Genomic DNA, 18,444 nt, shown 5'->3' on the forward strand with positions numbered 1-18,444 from the left:
TTTGATAATCATTCTCAAAAACGTCTAGGCTCGTAGATTGTGACTGCTCATCCGACCGGACTTCTCGACCCGTTCGCCCTCGACTTCCTGCAGCGCGGGATGCTCGGCGGGGCGCTCGTCGCGATCCTCTGCGCCGTCGTCGGCACGTGGGTCGTCATCCGCGGAATGGCATTCCTCGGCGAAGCCCTGGCGCATGGCATGCTTCCGGGCGTCGCTCTGGCCACCGTGCTCTCGCTGCCGGTTCTCGTCGGCGGCGCGCTCAGCGCGATAGCCATGAGCCTGGGAATCGGGGCGCTGCAGCGGCGCGCCCGCCTCTCGTACGACACGAGCATCGGCCTGCTGTTCGTCTCGATGCTGGCGCTGGGGGTCATCATCATCTCCCACTCCGGCAGCTTCGCCACCGACGCGACAGCCATCCTCTTCGGCGACATCCTCGCGATCAGCTCCGGCGACCTCGTGCTGCTCGCCGCGGCCGCCGCGCTCGGGCTCATCGTCGCCGCGCTGTTCCATCGCTCGCTCGTCGCCCTGTCCCTCGACGCACGCATCGCGTCGGTGCTCGGGCTGCGACCGCAGATCGCACAGGCAGCGCTCGTCGGGCTCGTGACTCTCGCCGTCGTCGCGTCCTACCAGGCGGTCGGCTCGATGCTCGTCGTCGGCCTGCTGCTCGCCCCCGCCGTCGCCGCCGGACACTGGACCACCCGCATTCCGACCCGCATGGCACTGGCGGCAGTCTTCGGCGTGGCCGCCGTGCTCCTCGGTCTTCTCGCGTCCTGGTACGCCGCAACGGCGGCCGGCGCCTCCGTCGCGGCATCCGCGATCCTGCTCGCCTGCCTCTCGTGGGCGACGCGAACAGCCCTCGACTCTCGCGTGGCCCGGACGCGACGCGTCTGACCCCGCTGTCGCGACGCCGCGACCTCTCGCACGACACACGACAAGGAAGGACCCCGTGCGCTCTCGCATCACTCTGCTCGCCCTGGCCGGCGCCCTCACAGTCGCTCTCGCCGCCTGCGGCACGACCCCCGCCGAGCCGCCCTCGGGCGGAACGACGGACGACGGACACGGCGACATCGCCGGCGCGGAAGAGGTGGCCGAACCGCAGCTCGGCCTGACCTCGATCGATCCGCACGGCACCGTCAGCCACCTGGACCTGCTCGACGAGAGCGTCACGGACATCGGCGAGATCCCGGCGCCCACCGACATGGCGACCGACGGACGGTACCTGTTCGCAGAGACGAGCGACGGAGTCGAGATCGTCGACAGCGGCGTCTGGACCTGGGATCACGTCGATCACTTCCACTACTACCGCGCTGAACCCGCTCTGCTCGGCGCGGTGGACGGAGAAGGTGACGCCACCGTCGCGACGACCAATCTCTCCACGACCGGCGGAACCGGCATCTCGTTCGCCGGCTCCGGAGATGCCGTGCTGCTCGACACCCAGGCGCTGTCGAAGGGCGAGATCGGCGAGCTGTTCCGCATCGAGCGAGAGCCGCACGACGGCCTCGTCGTACCGGTCGGCTCGTTCGCACTGGTCACCGAGGCGACCGACGGCATCGGCACGAGTGTGCGCGGGTACACCGTCGACGGCGAGGAGACCGGTCTCGAAGAGCCGTGTGCCACTCCGGCCGGCACGATCACCACGCGGGTCGGTGCGGTCATCGGATGCGAAGACGGCGCCCTCCTCGCGCACGTCGACGGCGATGAGCTGCAGGTGGAGCGCATCCCCTACCCGGAAGGCACGGCGATGCCGGCCGCCACGGACTTCGACAACCGCGAGGGACGCCCGACCGTCGCGGGGCTCGCCGGCTCCGAAGGGATCTGGGTGCTCGACACCCGCGCGAGGTCGTGGACGCTGCTCCCCTCCCCCGCACCACTGGTGCACGTGACGGCGGTGGACGACGAAGACGGCCACCTGCTCGCCCTCGCTCAGGACGGCCGTGTGCTCGTGCTGGACGACGAAAGCGGTGCCGTGGTCGCGGAGACACCGCCACTCGCGGCCGAGTCCCTCACCGCAGGCATGGCGCCGACGCTCATCGCCGATCAGCACCGCGCCTACCTGAGCGCACCGGCCGAGCACAGGCTCTACGAGATCGACTATGCGGATGCCGCGCGCGTCGCCCGCACCTTCGACACCGCCACCGAACCGGCGTTCGTCGCCGAGACAGGACGCTGACATGCGCCCCGCCCGCCTCCTCGCGACGTTCGCCCTCGCCGGCCTCACCGCTACCGGCCTCGCCGCCTGCTCGACAGCGAGCGACTCCCGCCCGACCATCGTCGTCTCGACGAACATCCTCGGCGACGTCGTCGAAGAGCTGGTCGGCGACCAGGTGCAGGTCGTGACGCTCATGAAGCCCAACGCCGACCCGCACTCGTTCGAGATCTCGGCGCAGGAAGCTGCCACTCTGCGCAGCGCCGACCTGCTGGTGTCCAACGGGCTCGGCCTGGAGGAGGGGCTGCAGCAGCACCTCGACGGGGCCGTCGACGTGCCCGCGTTCGTGGCCGGCGATGTCATCGATGTCCTCGACTACAGCGAAGGCGACGCCGCGGGGATGCCGGACTCGCACTTCTGGACCGACCCCGAGCGCATGATCGACGTGGTCGACGCCATCGGGCCCGTTCTCGCAGAGGTCGACGGCATCGACGTCGAGGCGATCGATTCGACGATCGCGGACTACCGCGAGGAGCTCCGCGCGCTCGACGCGCAGATGACGGACTCCTTCGCCACGATCCCCGCTGATCGACGCGCGCTGGTCACCAACCACCACGTCTTCGGCTACCTCGCTCAGCGCTTCGACTTCGACATCGTCGGCGCGGTGATCCCCGGTGGCACGACACTCGCCGCACCCTCGGCATCCGACCTCGCCGACCTCGTCGACGCGATCGAGGAGACCGGGGTACCAGCGATCTTCGCAGAGTCCTCCTCGCCGGACCGCCTGGTGCAGGCCCTCGCGAGCGAGGCGAACGTGCAGGTCGAGGTCATCGAGCTCTTCACCGAGTCGCTCACCGCACCCGACGAGGGCGCACCCGACTACCTGACCATGATGCGCGTCAACACCGAACGCATCACCACCGGTCTCACCCAGTGAGACCTCATCACAGAGAAAGAGGAATGCACATGCGAACCTCCCCCCTTCGTCGCGCGTTGATCAGCGCCGCGGCGCTCGGCGCCGTCGTCACGCTGGCGTCGTGCGCCGCCGGCGGCTCGACCGCGCCGGCATCCACCCCCGACGACAGCGGATCCGATTCGCAATCGGGCCCCCGCGTCGCAGTCTCCTATGAGGGCGGCATCCTCGTGCTCGACGGCGAGACCCTCGACACCGTCGCCGACTTCGAGTCGGAGCCGTTCACGCGTCTCAACCCGGCCGGTGACGACCGACACGTCATGGTGACGATGAGCGAGGGCTTCCAGGTGCTCGACACCGCCGCCGGATCGACCGACGAACCCGAGCTCACCGACACGATCTTCGAGGCCGACACTCCGGGACACGTCGTGCGGCACGCCGACAAGACCGTGCTCTACGCCGACGGCACGAGCGACACCACGATCTTCGACACCGCAGACCTGGCGAGCGCCGACGGCCTGCCCGAGGTCGAGACCATCCCTGGTGTCGAGGCGCACCACGGCGTCTCGGTCGTGCTCGAGGACGGCACGTTCCTGACCACGGTGGGCAACGCCGACGGCCGCAACGGCATCGTCGCGAAGGATGCCGAGGGCACCGAGATCGCGTCGTCGGACCAGTGCCCAGGCGTGCACGGCGAGGGCACCGCGAAGGATGAGGCCGTCGTCTTCGGTTGCGAGAACGGCGCGATCATCTACCACGACGGCGAGATCACGAAGGTCGATGCTCCCGACCAGCCGTACGGCCGCATGGGCAACGCCTACGTCAGCGAGACCAGCCCGATCATCGTCGGCGACTACAAGAACGACATCGACGCCGAGGGCTACCTGCTCAGCGCCGTCACTCTGATCGACACCGAGGCCAAGACGCTCGAGGTCGTCGACCTTCCCGAGGGCGTCGAGTACACCTTCCGCGACGTCGTGCGCGGACCGGAGGACCTCGCGTACATCCTCAGCAGCGACGGATCGATCCACGTGCTCGACCCGGAGTCCGGCGAGATCACCGACAGCTTCCCCGTCGTCGAGGCATGGGAGGGCCCGGCCGAGTGGCAGGACGCCCACCCCGCGATCGTCGTCGCCGGGAACATCGCCTACGTCACCGAACCGGCAGCGAACAGCGTGCATGCGGTCGACCTCACCACCGGTGAGGTGCTCGCGAGCACCGAGCTCGAGGTGACGCCGAACGAGATCGCTCCCGCCGCGGGCTGACCTCAGGATCGAGATGGGGCGGAGTGCAGATCGACGCACGCCGCCCCATCTTCAGTCGTGGGCCTGTCACTCCGCGCTCTTCCCACGGCACTCCATCCCGTCGAACCAGGCGCGCTTTAGTGTCTTCCTCGACACTTTTTCGGGGATGCGTCAGTAGAGTCTGAGGATGGACAACAGTGCAGACTCAGGCATGGCGCGGCCACGCCGCGCGAGCGACTTTCCGTACCGCTCCGAGCTCCTCGCCAACCTCAGCGCACTGATCCTCCTGTGGGACTCTCCGGCTTTCCAAGGCGATGTGCTGGCGGCAAGCGGAGAGAGCATCGACCAGCAGGCGCACGCCACTCTCCGGCACCTGCTCGCCTGGGGTCCGATGCGACCGACCGCCCTGGCCGAAGTACTTGCGACCGGGGCATCCCACGTGAGCAAGATCGTCCGCCGGCTCGAAGCGGACGGATGGGTGCAGAGGACCACCGACCCCTCCGATCGTCGGGCGACCCTCATCACCCTCACGGAGGCCGGCGAAGCCGCGGCGCACGGCGTGTATGCGCTCGGTGACCGAATGATCGCCGAGGTCCTCGACGGATGGTCCGAAAGCGACGTCCACACGTACACCGAGCTGACGGCGAGATTCGTCAAGGATGCGATCACCTCGGCCGAGAAGATGCTCGAACGCGGCCTCCTCCCATCCCGGAAGTGATGCCGAAGAGGCCGCCTCCGATCCGAGGCGGCCTCTTCCGTCTGTGCGGGTCGACTAGACCGAATGCGCGGGCGCGAAGTCGAGCCGAACGATCTGCCCCTCGTCGTCGAGATGGAACTGATACTCCAACTCTGCGACTCCGCCCGGGAAATCCCCCTCGAGGCGGTATGACGCTCCCACCATTCCGTCCACCTCGCGCGCTCCGAGGAACGTGAGTGTGGTCGCGAACAGGTCGATCGATCCGCTGATCCATGACCGGATCTCATCCAGGCCACGAAAGGTCTCGCCCTGGTCGGAGACCACTGCGGCCTCAGTGAACCACGCTTCGACCTTCCGCGCGTCCCGCCCCTGCCATCCGTCGACGAAGCCGTGCGCGGCGGCTGGAAGTTCGTCGTTCCTCAGTGTCTTGCTCATCGTCTTCCCTTCTCTCGCGAGCATTGCGGTGCTCTCCTCGGCCCCGATCCGGAAACCGTCCTACAGGACAGTATCACCGAATGCTGTCCCCAGGGACAGCATTCGGTGATCTCACAGGCAGCCGATGCTCGCGTGCTGCGCTCGGTTCAGCGAGGTTCCGCCGAGGCGTCTTCGTCGACGGACAGGGAATGCCAGGTGTCGAAAGTCAGATCCTCGGCTCCCCGGGCGTCTCCGCTCGCCAGCAGCGCGATGAGCTGCTCGTGACGCTCAAGGGATGCCTGCCCGTCTGCCGCGAAGCGCGACCGCTCTGCGCGACGCACGACAGGGCCGAACTGATCCAGAACCGCCACGATCGCATCGTTTCCGAGCGACGCGACGGGCACCTGATGAAACTCCTCGTCAGCATCCACGGCCGCAGAGACGTCTCCGGCGTCCAACGCCATGGCGAAGCGGCGGTTCGCCCCCCTCATGCGGTCGAGATCATCCTCGGTCGCACCACCCGCCATCCCCCGAACAGCCAGCACGTGCATCGCCGCGACGACGTCCCGAGCATCCCGAACAGCCTTGGGGTCGATCGCACTCACGGTGGTGGATCGGCCTGGCTTCGACACCACGAGCCCGCTCGCCGCCAGACGCAGGAGCGCTTCACGGACAGGCGTCCGGCTCACTCCGAGCCATTCGGCGAGATCCACATCCTTCAGCTGCTCGCCCGGAAGGAATGTGCAGTCGACGATGGCATCACGCAGCCGACGGAAAACATCATCGCGGAGGAGCGTGCGGTCGACACTGGTGGTCTGCTGAGGAATCGGCATGCAATATATTGCACACGCCGATGCCTGGTCCCGCAAGTTGACACGCCCCATTGCGTATCGGATGAATTATGCAATATATTGCGTATCGCTGGCGTTAGACCCACTGATACCGCTCATTCAGAGCTGAAATCGAAGGAGAGATCATGGAAACCACCGAAAGCATCAAGAATGTCGTCCTCGTGCACGGGGCTTTCGCGGACGGGTCCGGCTGGCGCCGGGTATACGACGTCCTCAGCGCTCGCGGCTACCGAGTCTCGATCGTCCAGAATCCGCTCACCTCGTTCGCCGATGACGTCGCGGCGACGAGCCGCGTGCTCGACGCGCAGGACGGCCCGACGATTCTCGTCGGGCACTCCTGGGGCGGCACCGTCATCACAGAGGCGGGTGTGCACCCGAAGGTCGCCGGCCTGGTCTACGTGTCCGCGCTCATACCCGATGTCGGCGAGACCAGCGGACAGCAGTACGAGGGCTTCGCCGCAACGCCCGAGTTCATCATCGACGTCGACGACAAGGGCTTCGGCGTGCTCAACCGCGAAGCCTTCCACTCGGGGTTCGCCGCCGACGTGGAAGGCGCCGATGCGATGTTCATGGCCGACAGCCAGGTGCCGGTGAACATGGCCGTCTTCAGCGAGGCGGTCACACAGGCGGCATGGCACGACAAGCCGAGCTGGGCGGTCATCGCCACCGACGACAGGGCGTTCGACCAGGCCATGCTGCAGCACATGGCCAACCGCGTCGGCGCCGACATCACCAACGTCCCGGGCAGCCATGCCCTGTTCATCACCCAGGCCGACACCGTCGCCGATGTGATCGCCACCGCAGCGGGCGCCGCTGCCTCGGCGCCGGCGGCTGTCGCCCGTTGACGCCATTCACCGGGCCCGGGGGCAGCGTGCTCGCAATGCGCGCTGACCCCGGTCCGCTTCGACGGAGAGCTCACTCCCATGGCGCCGGGCGACGCTACCGCCTGTCGAGCACCGCGACGACCGGGCGATGATCGCTCCCCGCGTCATCGAAGGATGTGACCACGGACGCCCCCCGCACGATCCACGCCGGCCCGATCAGGACATGGTCGATCGGAGACGCGAGCCAGGGCGGCGCGGAGGCCGGCCAGGTTCCCACTCCAGCGGTACCGACCTCCAGCGACGCGTCTTTGCAGGAGCCGATCAGCCCGTCGCCGTCACCCAGCCCCCACAGGTGGTCGACCGTGGCATTGAGGTCACCGGCGACGATCACGTCCGGGGAGGCGCACTGGTCGGCGACCCAGTCCAGCCCGTCGCGCCAGGCGCTCATCTGCCACGGCAGTGGAGGGAACGGGTGCGCGGCCACGATGGTCGGCCCCGTACCGTCCGTCGGCATCAATACGACGCTGGGCAGACCGGGCGTCGTGCCCGCGCGCTCGTCGACCTGGTATGCGCCGAGATGGTCGGCGATGAGCACGGAAGTGGGGATCTCCGAGTACCCCGTCTCACCGTGCGTCGTGTATGCGGTCACCGCGTAGCCCTCCAGAGCGAGCAGATCGACGACCGCTTCGGCAGCGACTTCGTCGGTCTCCGGCAGACTGACGATGTCGGCGCCCACGTCCGACACGAGCCGCGCGATGCTCGCGGGGGTCACCGCGCCTCCCTGCGTGTTCCACGCCGCCACCGTCATCTCGCCGCGCACCGAGGAGGCGGCGGCGGTGCCCCGCCCGACGAGCACGGCGCCGCTCGCGATGCCCGCGATGCCGCACACCACGGCCAGCCCCGCCGCGATGCTCCAGGTCTTCGTGCGCCACGCCACCAGGGCGAACAAGGCTGCGGCCGCGCACAGAGCGATGCCGGTGAGCGCTCTGAACGCGACGACCTGCGACAGGACGAGAGCGCGCTGCAGGCCGAACAGCTGCGGCCACGAGAACAGTGTCACGACCGCCCCCGCGACGAGCAGGGTCGCGACCAGACGGAGGGGACGGACCGAAGGGGCGCGCATCAGTCCAGTCAACCGCACACCGCATGGGAGTTCCCGTGATGTCCGTTCCGGTCGCGGGCAGGAGCGTCCTTCGTCCCGCACGTTGCTTCGAGCAGGCGAGACCGCCAGGATGGGTGGGCCGGAGGGGGGAACCATGAGATCCAGCGCACCGATGCCGGGCAACCCGTGGCCGCACGACATGTCGATCACGGTCGACGACCGCCCGCACATCCTCATGGAGCTGCTGTGGCTGCGGGAAGCGTATGAACTGCAGCCCGAAGGCGATGACCTGCCTCCGCTGCTGGTGGATACGCCCGTCGCCGTTCCTGATCCCACAGTCAGTGCCGCCACCCGCGACGAGTGGGCAACCGCGTGGCCCCGCATCTGGCGTGCGGCCCTGGCTCACGCCGGCCGCGACCAGGATCCGCGGTCGTTCGACGAGCTTACGACCACCGCGAACGGTTCACCCGAACGCGCCGAGCTTCTCCACCGCATAGCCGGACCCAGCTGGCGCGACGAGTTCGGCGACACCGCGTTCGACCATGGATCGTTCGCCACCTGGTCACAGCAGGGAGCGGAGGCCCATATGGCGATGATGCCGACACGACTCGAAGACCACCCCGAACGGCGCGATCTGTCGGCGCTGATCCCGGCGTGGCATGCCGGTCTGACGAAGGTCGTGACCGTTCCCTGCGCAGGTGAGTTCACCCGCAGAGTCGGCGAGAACGCCCTACTCACGACCTCTGCGACACGGGAGCACAGCGACAGCTACCGGCGTGCGTTGAGCACGTTCATCTGACGCCGTGGCGGAGACTTGCGGAGGTCAACGAGCGCGCCATCCATCGATCTCGGAGAGTCTCCAAGGGTTGCGCTGACCGTGGCAGACTGCTCGGCAGCGCTCGATCACGGCGATCCGGGTGTCGACATCGCTACACCCCAGACACACGAACGGAACGAGATGACTGACGCGACAACAATCCTCGACCGCGTGGCGACAGCTGCGGAGCATCGATCGATTGCTGAGTCGGTGGGCTGGCACGACGCCTTCGACTGGGCGACGATCGCGGATTCGCTGGCCGGCTCCACCTTCGGCGTGGTCGCGTATGCCGGCGACGAGGCTGTAGGCATGGGGCGCGTCGTCGGAGACGGCGTGAAGTACTTCTACGTGCAGGATCTCGCTGTCATCCCGGCTTTCCAGGGCACCGGCCTGGGGGCGCGCATGCTGGACCAGCTTGCCGAGCGAATCGCTGAGGTCGCCCCCGCAACGGCCTTCGTCGGCTTGTTCTCGACCACCGAGGGCGCCGGCCTCTACGCCTCTCGCGATTTCAGCTCCGGCGACATGACCGGGCTGTTCCGGCTCATCGAGCCCACGTCGCGGGACGCGAATCAGAACGGATAGACGTCGAGCCCCGTGTGGCTCTCGACCGCGGCCGCAGTCACCCCGCCTCGACGACCCCGGCCCTGATTCCCCAGAGCACGGCCTGCAGGCGGTCGCGGGCTCCGGTCTTCTGGAGGACGCCGGCGAGGTGGTACTTGACGGTCGTCAGCTCGACGAAGAGGCGGTCGGCGATCTCGGCGTTCGACAGCCCCTCGGCGAGGAGCCGGAGCACATCCAGTTCCCTCTCGGTCAGCGGAGGACCCTCGGCCGGCATCTGCGCGCTGCTCGCTCGACGGCGTTCGCCGAACTCGTGAAGGATGCGGCGAGTCAGCCGCTGGTCGAGGGTTCCGTCGCCGGCGGCCACCGAGCGGACCGCCCCGAGCAGTGTGTGCTCGTCGGCGCCCTTGAGCAGGAACCCGGCGGCGCCGGCCTCGAGAGCGGCGAAGACGTCGGCGTCGACGTCGAAGGTGGTCAGGATGAGCACGTCGGTCGCCAGGGCGGCGTCTCCGACGATCTCGCGGGTGGCCGCGATGCCGTCTGTTCCCGGCATCCGGATGTCCATGCAGACGACGTCGGGGCGGAGACTGCGGGCGAGACGCACGGCGTCGGCGCCGTCGACCGCTTCGCCGATCACCTCGATGTCGACCTCGGCTCCGAGGATCACGGCGAGGCCGGCGCGCACGACGGCCTGGTCGTCGGCGATGAGGACACGGATCATGGGGCGCTCCGTCCGTCGAAGGGAATGTCCAGGCGATTGGTCCATCCGCCGCCGTCGTCGGGCCCGGCCGAGAGGTGCGCCCCGATGAGTTCGGCCCGCTCCGCCATGCCGGAGAGCCCGTAGCCGACGCCCGATCTCTCCGTCGTCTCGCGTGTTCGGCTTTCGGCGGAGGGCTCGTTGGCGACCGTGATCTGCACGGCATCCGCTCCGAACCGCACGGTGACGGCGCACGCCGCGCCGGGCGCGTGTCTGGCGGCATTCGCGAGCGATTCCTGCACCATCCGGTACGCGGTGGTCTCGGCGAGCGCACCCACCGGGCGAGCATCCCCCGCAGTGGTGAGTGAGACGCGCTGACCGCGTTCCCGCGCGACGTCCACGAGCGCTCCGGTGCCGGCGATGGTCGGCACCGGACTCGGGGCGCCGGAAGGCGTGTCATCGCCGCTGCGCAGCAGCCCGACCGTCCGTCGGAGGTCGGCGAGCGCGATGCGGGCATCGTCCTGCACCGTCTGCATCATCTCCCGCGCCCGGTCGAGATCACTGCGGGTGAGAGCGGTGGCGGCCTGGGCGCTCACGATGATCCCCGAGAGGTGGTGTCCGGCGATGTCGTGCAGTTCCCGGGCGAGGGCCTCGCGCTCGGCACGCACCTCGCGCTCGGCGCGCTCGCGCCGCTCGTGCTCGGCCATCCGCGCCTGCTCCTGCAGCGCATCCGCGAGACGCTTGCGACCGCGGACATACTCGGCGACGGCGGCGGGAGCCGCGTACTGCAGGACCACGCGGGCGATCACGGTGAGGATCAGGACGAGCACCGATTCGCGGGAACCCAAGAACAGGGCACTCGCACCGACGCCGGTGGTCACGAGCGCGCCGAGGGCGAGCGCGGTCAGCGCCGGGTTGCGCGGGCTGTGCCGGGCCATCGCATAGGCGGCGAGGATCACGCCCAGCGAGCCGACCCCCAGCTCCCCCGCCGAGGTCGCCAGGATCACGGCGTCGAGCAGCACGGCTCCGGCGAAGACGATGATGGGCGCGCGCCGGCGGAACACGAGAAGGACGGCCTGCAGGGCGACCAGAGCGGCGTGCACCAACGGCGACACATCGCCCGGCACTGTCGCGGGGAGCTCGTCGATCCACAGGTCGGCGCCGAGGTAGCCGATGGCCGCAGCGAGCACGAGCGCCGGCGGGATCGCGCGGCGCACGCGTTCGGCGCGGGAGGGCGGCTCCGCAGGGGACATGGACTCAGTCAACCACGCCGGGCCCCGCCCCCGTCTGGGGGCAGGACCCGGAGTGGACCGAGGTGTGATCACCGATCGCACAGCGTCTCATCGAGCGCCTCGACGACGATCCGGTACTGCTCGAGCAGCACCTCCTCGTCATCCGGGGAGACCACCGCCCAGGGCAGCGCGGTCACCGCGATCGTGGCGGCGGTGCCGTCCGGCGCGACGGCGTTGCGCGTCTGGGTGCCGGGGATGTCACCACCGTGCCCCCAGGCGAATCCTCCGCAGCTGAGGGGGTACCGCTGCAGACCGAGTCCGTACTCGGCCTCCGGCCAGAGCTCATCGCCTGCCGGCACAGAGGTCTTCATCGTCTCGAGCGCCGCACCGCTCAGCAGCTCCCCGTTCAGCAGCGCGCGCATGAAGGTGTTGAGTTCTGCCGGGGTGGACACCATGGCGCCGGCCGACCAGGCGAAGGAGGTGTCCATGGCGGAGATGTCACGCAGCTCTCCCGGAAGATCGGCGTGGTATCCGGTAGGGTGCTCGCCACGGAGCGGGAGCTCGCCCGGCGCGGGGAAGTACGTGTGCTCGAGTCCCAGCGGCGTCACGATGCGCTCTTCGATCTGCTGGGCGATCGCACGGTCGGTGACCGCCTCGATCAGCAGCCCGAGCACCAGATAGTTCGTGTTGCTGTACTCCCACTTCTCCCCCGGCGCGAAGCTCGCAGGACGACTGAGGGCGATGTCGAGCATGTCCCGCGGAGAGATGTACCTCTCCTGCGCGCCGAAGGCATCGGCCGCGATCTGGTCGGCGTACTCCGGCAGTCCGGTCGTCTGCTGCAGCAACTGGTGCACGGTGATGCCGGCGCCGTCGATCCCCGTTCCCCTGATCAGTCCGGGAAGATACGTGTCGACCGGGGCGTCCAGGTCGACCAGACGCTCATCGACCAGCTGCAACACGATCGTCGCGACGAACATCTTGGTGTTGCTGGCGATACGCACCTCTGCGTCGAGCGGAGGCGCCTGGCCGGTCTCGATGTCGCCCTCGCCGGCGACGGCGTTCTCCACCTCGCCGTCCGGCGAGGTCACCGACGCGAGTGCCGCCGGGTAGCCGGCATCGACGAGAGACTCCAATCTGGTCTCGAGATCGCTGGTCGTCGCCGCATTCGCGGACGATGCCGGTCGATCGGATGCCCGGAAGAGCGCGCCGGCCGTGATCGCTCCCGCAACGAGCACGGCGGCGGCCGCGATCGCGATCACCGTCCGCGTCCTGCGTCGGGGAGCGGGCTGGTTCTGGGGTGTGGGGCTGCCGTTCATGGTGTGTCCTTTGCTGTCGGATGGGTCGGACATCAGAGGTCGCGCCGGGAGAGAGCGACGGATGCCGCGGCGAGCGCCGCCGCGGTGAGTGCGGCGAGGGCCGCCAGCGCCACTCCGACGTGCACGTCGGCCGACCCGCCGTGAATGACGTTCTGCGCGAGCGCGACGGGGAGGAACTGCGTCCAGACGGGCGCGGAGCCGCCGCCGATCAGCGAGGTCATGGCGGTGAGGAGGGGCTCGGCGAAGAGCACCGCGAGCATGGTGAGGATGCCGGCGAGCTGCGTCCGCACCAGGATGCCGACCGCGAGGCCGATCAGGGCGAGGCCCGCGACCGCGACGACACCCCGTCCGAGGGTGGCGGCGACGTCGCCGGCGCCGACGATGAAGGGCGTTCCTGTCATCGCGAGCGCGACGAGCAGGGCGATGAGACTGACGACCGCCATGACGGCGCCGATGACGACACCGGCGACCGTGACGGCCGTGGCCTTGCCTGCGACGATGCGACCGCGTCGCGGAGACGCGAGGGCTGCTCCGACCATGCCGCCGTACCGGTCGTCACTGGTGCCGGCGAGGGTGCCGAGCAGCACGACGGCGAGGAGCGCGATGCCGATCGATCCGCCTCCCATCGACGCGCCGAGCGGGTTGATCGCGTCGAGCTGCGCCGCTGCCGATGTCAGGTCGAGCACGGGGAGGTCGGCTCCGAGCGCCGCTGCGCCGGGACCGATGTCGCCGCGAGCCAGCGCGGGGAGCACGGTCACGAACATCAGCTGGGTGAGGATGAGGCCGACGACGGCGACGAGCGCGCTGACCTTCGTCGCAGTGGTGGTGGTCAGTCCGAGGAGTTCTGCGCGGAACATCAGCGCACCCCCGCGATTCCGGTGACCTGGAGGTAGTAGCCCTCGAGATCTCCGCTCGCCGTGGCGACGGCATCCGCCAGGGTCACGTCTGCGACGACCCGTCCATCGGCGATCACGACGATGTCGTCGGCGATGTCCTGCACGTCGGAGAGCAGATGAGAGGAGAGCAGCACCGTACCGCCGGCGTCCGCGAACGCCCGCAGGCGATCACGAAGCCAGCGCATGCCGGCCGGGTCGAGGCCATTGGAGGGCTCGTCGAGGACGAGCATCTTCGGCTCTCCGAGGAGCGCTGCCGCGATCGCGATGCGCTGCTTCATGCCGAGCGAATAGCCACCGGACCGGCGGTCGGCATCGGCTGTCATGCCCACCTCGGCGAGGACCACGTCGACGCGCTCGACGGAGACGCCGGCGCGGGCCGCGGCGATGCGCAGGTGCTCACGTCCGGTGCGGGCGGGGTGCAGGCCACCGGCGTCGAGCACCGCGCCGACCATCGTGGCCGGCCGCTCGAGGTCGCGGTAGCGGCGGCCGAAGACCAGTGCCTCGCCTTGGTCCGCCGCGATGAGTCCGAGCAGCAGCCGGATCGTGGTCGTCTTGCCGGCGCCGTTGGGCCCGAGCAGCCCGACGACCCTCCCTGACTCGATGGTGAAACCGACTCCGTCGACGCGAGCGCGCCCATGGAAGGACTTGTGCAGTCCGCGCGCCTGGAGCGGCGGAGATGTGGAGATGTTCATGTCTCCAGCCTCGCCAGCACGGCTCTCGAGCACCCCCGCCCGGCGCACGGGATCGCCCTGTCCGAAAGGACAGTCCTGATCGTTCAGCCGGGCTGGCCACCACCCGACGGCGTCGACCGTCTCTCATCTGCGAGGCATCTCGATTGGCCACAATGGTGTGATGAACACTCGAGTCGATCTCCCTGGCGTCCCCTTCCCTCTGCACCCCTCCGAGGACTGGCCGTGGCGAGTAGAGGCAGACAGCGTCCTGGTGACGGCCAAGCCGCACAGCGACTTCTTCGTCGACCCGCGCGGGAGCGGCAGCGTGGCTGCGGAGAGTCAGCTGAACGCGGTCTCGTTGACCGGTCATCCCGCTGAGGGCGACTTCACTCTGACCGCTCGAGTTCACGTCGACTTCACCGACACGTTCGATGCCGGCGTGCTGATCGTCTGGGCCGACGAAACGCTGTGGGCCAAGCTCTGCTTCGAGTTCTCCCCCGATCGAAAGCCCATGGTCGTGTCGGTCGTCACCCGCGGAGTCTCGGACGACGCGAACGCGTTCATCGTCGAGGGCGACGAGGTCTGGCTGCGCATCGCACGCATCGGAACGGTCTACGCCTTCCACGCATCGGTCGACGGCACGCGATGGGACTTCGTTCGAGGGTTCGCACTGGGGGCCGAAGAACAGCAGGTCACTGTCGGGCTCGAAGCCCAAAGCCCCATGGGAAACGGCTGCGACGTGCGCTTCGATGCCGTCACATACACGGCGGCGACGCTCGGCGATCTTCGCGACGGTTCCTGACGAACACCCGGTCCGGCGGCGGGATTCAGGCCGGCTGGCTGCTCGCGCGCTCGCGCGCCGGCCACCGAAACTGCTCGACGAATCGCGCGACCCTCTTCGAGCGCGTCAGGAGGACGAACAGGCCGTAGCCGATGATCCCACCCAGGATGTTCGTCAACCAGTCATTGATGTCCGCGAGGTGTCCGCCGAGAGCGAGCCGGGCGGTGGCCATCTGCGCCAGCTCGATGGCGAGACTCGCACCGGCGACGATCATCACCGCCTTCCACCAGGTCGGCCGTGCGATGAGCAGCGGGACGAGCCCGCCGAGCGGGATGAACACCGCGACGTTGATGAGAGCGTCCTCGATCCCGTAGTCGGCGAACGGCACGAGGTAGAGCGCCAGCGGGCGCGGCCCGTCATAGAACCCTGTCCCGACGCGGAGGAAGATCGGGAACACGGTGTTGGCGAGCACTCCGCCCGCATAGATCCCGAGGATGGCGGCCACGCTCGCCCGGGGAAGTGTGACGCCCCCGCGGGACCGGAGGGCCCAGATCGACAGGAGAAAGATCACGACTCCGAAGGGGATCACGATCGGGAGCATGGGGACTTCGATGAACTTCATTCACTGCTTCCGGCGACTACATGGTGCGGTGCAGAGGCACCGCACCGATCGTACAGAGAACGGGAACTGCTACGAGGCCCGCGGAGCTCGACCCGCTCGACGCTTCGGGAGCACCGAAGATTCCGTGACCAAACCGTTGCATTCGTTATCTCGCCGTTATAGAGTGATCGCACGGTGAATGTTTGCTGTGGCATACACCGCATGTGATTGCAGGACACTCTTGGTGCAAGGGACAAGGGCCGGTCGGGAGCCTCTCCGACCGGCCCTTTACTGTTGCCAGTACGCTGTTCTCCATGACCGATCGCAAGCTCGCCCTCGAGGCATGGGAGAGCCTGTTCCGCGCACAGCACGAGCTGTTCACCGAGATGAACACGGACTTCGATCACACCGATCTCGGCCAGGCCGAGTACGACGTCCTGCTCACCGTGACCCGCTCCCCCGGCATGTCAGCCCGCCTGCGCGATGTCACCGCGAACATGCTGATCAGCCAGCCGAGCGTCTCTCGTCTCGTCGACCGCATGGTCGCGCGCGGGCTCGTCGCGAAGTGCCCCGACCCAGACGACGGGCGCGGTGCGCTGATCAGGGCGACGGATGCCGGCGTCCGTGAGTTCCGGAGCGTCGCCACGGTGCATGGCCGGTCGATCGCCGAGCGGATGTCGCGACTCGACGACGCCGAGCTGAAGACGCTGCGCGATCTGGCGGAGAAGCTCCGCGGCCGCTGAGCAGCGTGCAGGCCTCGTCCTGACCCGACGGAGATCTGCCCAACGGGAGGACCGCTGCCCCAGGGAGGAGATCTGCCTCACGGGAGGAGACCTCGGGCTGGAGGCTCCTCCCGAAGAGCATTTCTCCTCCTGAGGGCATCAAGAGTCCTCGACTCCTTCGACGGCATCCCCCGATCTCTGGCAGGGTGGAGCGTGAACGCCCGCGCGGCCGCGCCGGCATCCAAGACCGCCCCCTCGGGGGGAACCAGGGAGGTCATCCATGGAGATCGCCGGAATCGTCGGCATCCTCATCATCGTCGGGATCGGCATAGCCATCGCTATCGTCGTCCTGCTCATCCTGCTGCTGTTCGCACGCAGCTGGATCAAGGTCGCGCGCGCCGATGAGGCGCTCGTCATCTCGGGACGCAAACAGAAGGTGGCGCGCGCCGTCATCGGCGCAGACGGTTCGACCAAAGACGAGATGTCGGAGTCGCCCGTCACGGTCATCGTGAACGGCAAGTCGCTGGTCAACCCGATCACGCAGCGCCACGAGATCATCTCGCTGCGTTCGCGTCAGGTGTCGCTGAACGCCGAGGCGCAGTCCCTCGACAGCGTCACGCTCAACGTCGACGGCGTCGCGATCGTGAAGATCGGCTCGGACCCCATCCTCGTGCGCCGAGCCGCCGAGCGCTTCGCTTCGCAGGACAAGGCGATCGAGCAGTTCACCACCGAGCAGCTCGAAGGTGCGCTGCGTGGAATCGTCGCGACCCTCTCGGTCGTCGAGCTCATGCGCGAGCGCAAGAAGTTCTCCGACCAGATCGCCGCCGACGTCTCGCAGGAGCTCGCCGAGCAGGGCCTGATCCTCGACTCGTTCCAGATCAAGGGCATCACCGACAAGGTCGGCTACATCCAGTCGCTCGGTGCTCCCGAGATCCAGGCGAAGCGTCAGTCCGCCGAGATCTCGCAGACCAACGCCGACCGTGCGATCAACCAGAAGAACATCGCCAATCAGGAAGCCAACCTGATCGAGCAGACCGCGCTCGACACGAACACGGCGAACTCGAACGCCGGCATCGGCCGTGCGCGTGCCGAGGCCGAGCAGGCAGAGAACCTCGCCCGTGAGCAGGCTCAGCAGGCCGTTCTGCAGCAGCAGGCCGAGAACCGCCAGGCTCAGCTCGACGCCGACGTCAAGCGCGTCGCCGACGCCCAGCGATACGAGGCCGAGACCCGGGCCCAGGCCGAGCTCTACACGCGTGAGCGTGCCGCAGAGGCCGGCGCGATCGAGCAGGTCAAGCAGGCAGAGGCCCGCACCCGCATCGCCGAGCAGCAGGCCGAGGCCGATAAGGCCAAGGCCGCCGGTGAGGCCGCAGCAGCGATCGCCCGCGCGACCGGTGAGGCCGACGCACTGCGTGCTCAGGCCGAGGCCGAATCCGAGGCTCGACGCCTGCGGGCGAACGCCGAGGCAGACGCCATCCGTGCCGAGGGTGAGGCGCGAGCCGCAGCCGTCGAGGCAGAGGCGAAGGCCATCGCGTCGAACCAGGACGCGTTCCTGTCGCAGCGCGTGCTCGATGTGCTGCCGTCGATCATGGCGGAGTTCTCGAAGGGCTACGCCGCGATCGGCAACGTCTCGATCATCGGCGGCTCGAGCGACGGCGGCGCCTCGGACCTCGTCGGCGCCGACAGCGCGAAGGCGCTGAAGTCGGTGTTCGACAGTGTCAGCTCGGCGACCGGCCTCGACCTCGCGTCGATCATCCAGGGTCAGGCCGTCGGCCGTGGCATCGGCGAGGGTGTGGCCGCTGCTACTGCTCCGGCGCCGCGCCAGTCGACCCCGACCACTCCGCCGCCGCCCGCACCGCCGGCTCCCGCAGCGGAGTAGTCAGCACACAGAACACAGCGGATGCCGCGGCCGGATCGGTCGCGGCATCCGTCGTTTCCGGGAGTCCGAGACCCGGCAGACTGGAG

General features: G+C 68.6%; 20 protein-coding genes. 11 read left to right on the top strand and 9 right to left on the bottom strand.

The genetic code is table 11. The annotated features are described in order from the left end of the window. Positions 1-39 precede the first annotated feature (39 nt). The 5 genes from aztB (at position 40) to ACLKOY_RS07980 (ending at position 5,021) form a co-directional block, all read left to right on the top strand. Positions 40-891, top strand: coding sequence for a zinc ABC transporter permease AztB (gene aztB / locus ACLKOY_RS07960; RefSeq protein ID WP_436453141.1), 852 nt, complete (start codon positions 40-42; stop codon positions 889-891). A 55-nt stretch (positions 892-946) separates the two neighbouring features. Then, a complete protein-coding gene (locus ACLKOY_RS07965) occupies positions 947-2,170 on the top strand; it encodes an ABC transporter (RefSeq protein ID WP_436453142.1) in 1,224 nt (407 codons plus the stop codon). Between the two features lies 1 nt (position 2,171). Then, the gene (gene aztC / locus ACLKOY_RS07970; RefSeq protein WP_436453143.1) at positions 2,172-3,083 is read left to right on the top strand and encodes a zinc ABC transporter substrate-binding protein AztC; all 912 of its coding nucleotides are present in this window, start codon (positions 2,172-2,174) and stop codon (positions 3,081-3,083) included. 29 nt (positions 3,084-3,112) lie between these two features. Next, complete coding sequence (gene aztD, locus ACLKOY_RS07975; protein ID WP_436453144.1) at positions 3,113-4,324, top strand: zinc metallochaperone AztD; 1,212 nt, start codon at positions 3,113-3,115, stop codon at positions 4,322-4,324. Between the two features lie 166 nt (positions 4,325-4,490). Next, positions 4,491-5,021 (top strand): MarR family transcriptional regulator, encoded by a 531-nt coding sequence (locus tag ACLKOY_RS07980; RefSeq protein ID WP_363572118.1) that lies wholly within the window; start codon positions 4,491-4,493, stop codon positions 5,019-5,021. 54 nt (positions 5,022-5,075) lie between these two features. Here the strand turns inward: ACLKOY_RS07980 and ACLKOY_RS07985 are convergent, their stop codons facing one another. Together ACLKOY_RS07985 and ACLKOY_RS07990 are read right to left on the bottom strand one after the other, a co-directional pair. Continuing rightward, positions 5,076-5,435 (bottom strand): nuclear transport factor 2 family protein, encoded by a 360-nt coding sequence (locus ACLKOY_RS07985; RefSeq protein WP_436453145.1) that lies wholly within the window; start codon positions 5,433-5,435, stop codon positions 5,076-5,078. A gap of 146 nt (positions 5,436-5,581) precedes the next feature. After that, positions 5,582-6,247, bottom strand: coding sequence for a GntR family transcriptional regulator (locus ACLKOY_RS07990; protein ID WP_436453146.1), 666 nt, complete (start codon positions 6,245-6,247; stop codon positions 5,582-5,584). A gap of 143 nt (positions 6,248-6,390) precedes the next feature. Between ACLKOY_RS07990 and ACLKOY_RS07995 the strand changes: the two genes are divergently transcribed. After that, positions 6,391-7,110: an alpha/beta fold hydrolase gene (locus tag ACLKOY_RS07995; RefSeq protein ID WP_436453147.1), complete on the top strand. Its 720-nt coding sequence runs from the start codon at positions 6,391-6,393 to the stop codon at positions 7,108-7,110. A 94-nt stretch (positions 7,111-7,204) separates the two neighbouring features. On the opposite strand, the gene ACLKOY_RS08000 is transcribed toward ACLKOY_RS07995, so the two are convergent. After that, positions 7,205-8,212, bottom strand: a complete 1,008-nt coding sequence (locus tag ACLKOY_RS08000; protein WP_436453148.1) for an endonuclease/exonuclease/phosphatase family protein — start codon at positions 8,210-8,212, stop codon at positions 7,205-7,207. A gap of 133 nt (positions 8,213-8,345) precedes the next feature. On the opposite strand from ACLKOY_RS08000, the gene ACLKOY_RS08005 reads away from it, so the two are divergent. Beyond that, the gene (locus ACLKOY_RS08005; RefSeq protein ID WP_436453149.1) at positions 8,346-8,990 is read left to right on the top strand and encodes a hypothetical protein; all 645 of its coding nucleotides are present in this window, start codon (positions 8,346-8,348) and stop codon (positions 8,988-8,990) included. 159 nt (positions 8,991-9,149) lie between these two features. Further along, a complete protein-coding gene (locus tag ACLKOY_RS08010; RefSeq protein WP_436453150.1) occupies positions 9,150-9,590 on the top strand; it encodes a GNAT family N-acetyltransferase in 441 nt (146 codons plus the stop codon). Between the two features lie 37 nt (positions 9,591-9,627). Here ACLKOY_RS08010 and ACLKOY_RS08015 read toward each other — a convergent pair whose 3' ends face one another. The 5 genes from ACLKOY_RS08015 to ACLKOY_RS08035 form a co-directional block, all read right to left on the bottom strand. After that, the gene (locus ACLKOY_RS08015; RefSeq protein WP_436453151.1) at positions 9,628-10,287 is read right to left on the bottom strand and encodes a response regulator; all 660 of its coding nucleotides are present in this window, start codon (positions 10,285-10,287) and stop codon (positions 9,628-9,630) included. Then, on the bottom strand, positions 10,284-11,516 hold the full coding sequence (locus ACLKOY_RS08020) for a sensor histidine kinase (protein WP_436453152.1): 1,233 nt from the start codon (positions 11,514-11,516) through the stop codon (positions 10,284-10,286). The genes ACLKOY_RS08015 and ACLKOY_RS08020 overlap by 4 nt, the downstream gene beginning before the upstream one ends. Before the next feature lie 68 nt (positions 11,517-11,584). Beyond that, on the bottom strand, positions 11,585-12,811 hold the full coding sequence (locus ACLKOY_RS08025; RefSeq protein WP_436453153.1) for a serine hydrolase domain-containing protein: 1,227 nt from the start codon (positions 12,809-12,811) through the stop codon (positions 11,585-11,587). Between the two features lie 32 nt (positions 12,812-12,843). Next, entirely contained in the window at positions 12,844-13,668 is an 825-nt protein-coding gene (locus ACLKOY_RS08030; RefSeq protein WP_436453154.1) for a hypothetical protein, read from the bottom strand. After that, positions 13,668-14,399 (bottom strand): ATP-binding cassette domain-containing protein, encoded by a 732-nt coding sequence (locus ACLKOY_RS08035; RefSeq protein WP_436453155.1) that lies wholly within the window; start codon positions 14,397-14,399, stop codon positions 13,668-13,670. Before ACLKOY_RS08035 ends, ACLKOY_RS08030 begins: the two co-directional genes overlap by 1 nt. Positions 14,400-14,559: 160 nt before the next feature. On the opposite strand from ACLKOY_RS08035, the gene ACLKOY_RS08040 reads away from it, so the two are divergent. Beyond that, positions 14,560-15,180 (top strand): DUF1349 domain-containing protein, encoded by a 621-nt coding sequence (locus tag ACLKOY_RS08040; protein ID WP_436453156.1) that lies wholly within the window; start codon positions 14,560-14,562, stop codon positions 15,178-15,180. A gap of 25 nt (positions 15,181-15,205) precedes the next feature. Here the strand turns inward: ACLKOY_RS08040 and ACLKOY_RS08045 are convergent, their stop codons facing one another. Beyond that, the gene (locus ACLKOY_RS08045; protein ID WP_436453157.1) at positions 15,206-15,781 is read right to left on the bottom strand and encodes a VanZ family protein; all 576 of its coding nucleotides are present in this window, start codon (positions 15,779-15,781) and stop codon (positions 15,206-15,208) included. Positions 15,782-16,074: 293 nt separating this feature from the next. Between ACLKOY_RS08045 and ACLKOY_RS08050 the strand changes: the two genes are divergently transcribed. Both ACLKOY_RS08050 and ACLKOY_RS08055 read left to right on the top strand, forming a co-directional pair. Further along, positions 16,075-16,503, top strand: a complete 429-nt coding sequence (locus ACLKOY_RS08050) for a MarR family transcriptional regulator (protein ID WP_363572146.1) — start codon at positions 16,075-16,077, stop codon at positions 16,501-16,503. Positions 16,504-16,762: 259 nt separating this feature from the next. Continuing rightward, positions 16,763-18,358: an SPFH domain-containing protein gene (locus ACLKOY_RS08055; protein WP_140036194.1), complete on the top strand. Its 1,596-nt coding sequence runs from the start codon at positions 16,763-16,765 to the stop codon at positions 18,356-18,358. Positions 18,359-18,444 lie beyond the last annotated feature (86 nt).

Origin of the sequence: Microbacterium sp. K2 (assembly GCF_051365005.1) — a bacterium.
GTDB lineage: Bacteria > Actinomycetota > Actinomycetes > Actinomycetales > Microbacteriaceae > Microbacterium > Microbacterium foliorum_B.

What these genes read in the sequence shown, in the direction of transcription:
- aztC (WP_436453143.1), top strand. Translation starts at nt 2,172, where the DNA reads ATGCGCCCCGCCCGCCTCCTCGCGACGTTCGCCCTCGCCGGCCTCACC.
- aztD (WP_436453144.1), top strand. Translation starts at nt 3,113, where the DNA reads ATGCGAACCTCCCCCCTTCGTCGCGCGTTGATCAGCGCCGCGGCGCTC.
- ACLKOY_RS07980 (WP_363572118.1), top strand. Translation starts at nt 4,491, where the DNA reads ATGGACAACAGTGCAGACTCAGGCATGGCGCGGCCACGCCGCGCGAGC.
- ACLKOY_RS07985 (WP_436453145.1), bottom strand. Translation starts at nt 5,435, where the DNA reads ATGAGCAAGACACTGAGGAACGACGAACTTCCAGCCGCCGCGCACGGC.
- ACLKOY_RS07990 (WP_436453146.1), bottom strand. Translation starts at nt 6,247, where the DNA reads ATGCCGATTCCTCAGCAGACCACCAGTGTCGACCGCACGCTCCTCCGC.
- ACLKOY_RS07995 (WP_436453147.1), top strand. Translation starts at nt 6,391, where the DNA reads ATGGAAACCACCGAAAGCATCAAGAATGTCGTCCTCGTGCACGGGGCT.
- ACLKOY_RS08000 (WP_436453148.1), bottom strand. Translation starts at nt 8,212, where the DNA reads ATGCGCGCCCCTTCGGTCCGTCCCCTCCGTCTGGTCGCGACCCTGCTC.
- ACLKOY_RS08005 (WP_436453149.1), top strand. Translation starts at nt 8,346, where the DNA reads ATGAGATCCAGCGCACCGATGCCGGGCAACCCGTGGCCGCACGACATG.
- ACLKOY_RS08010 (WP_436453150.1), top strand. Translation starts at nt 9,150, where the DNA reads ATGACTGACGCGACAACAATCCTCGACCGCGTGGCGACAGCTGCGGAG.
- ACLKOY_RS08015 (WP_436453151.1), bottom strand. Translation starts at nt 10,287, where the DNA reads ATGATCCGTGTCCTCATCGCCGACGACCAGGCCGTCGTGCGCGCCGGC.
- ACLKOY_RS08020 (WP_436453152.1), bottom strand. Translation starts at nt 11,516, where the DNA reads ATGTCCCCTGCGGAGCCGCCCTCCCGCGCCGAACGCGTGCGCCGCGCG.
- ACLKOY_RS08025 (WP_436453153.1), bottom strand. Translation starts at nt 12,811, where the DNA reads ATGAACGGCAGCCCCACACCCCAGAACCAGCCCGCTCCCCGACGCAGG.
- ACLKOY_RS08030 (WP_436453154.1), bottom strand. Translation starts at nt 13,668, where the DNA reads ATGTTCCGCGCAGAACTCCTCGGACTGACCACCACCACTGCGACGAAG.
- ACLKOY_RS08035 (WP_436453155.1), bottom strand. Translation starts at nt 14,399, where the DNA reads ATGAACATCTCCACATCTCCGCCGCTCCAGGCGCGCGGACTGCACAAG.
- ACLKOY_RS08040 (WP_436453156.1), top strand. Translation starts at nt 14,560, where the DNA reads ATGAACACTCGAGTCGATCTCCCTGGCGTCCCCTTCCCTCTGCACCCC.
- ACLKOY_RS08045 (WP_436453157.1), bottom strand. Translation starts at nt 15,781, where the DNA reads ATGAAGTTCATCGAAGTCCCCATGCTCCCGATCGTGATCCCCTTCGGA.
- ACLKOY_RS08050 (WP_363572146.1), top strand. Translation starts at nt 16,075, where the DNA reads ATGACCGATCGCAAGCTCGCCCTCGAGGCATGGGAGAGCCTGTTCCGC.
- ACLKOY_RS08055 (WP_140036194.1), top strand. Translation starts at nt 16,763, where the DNA reads ATGGAGATCGCCGGAATCGTCGGCATCCTCATCATCGTCGGGATCGGC.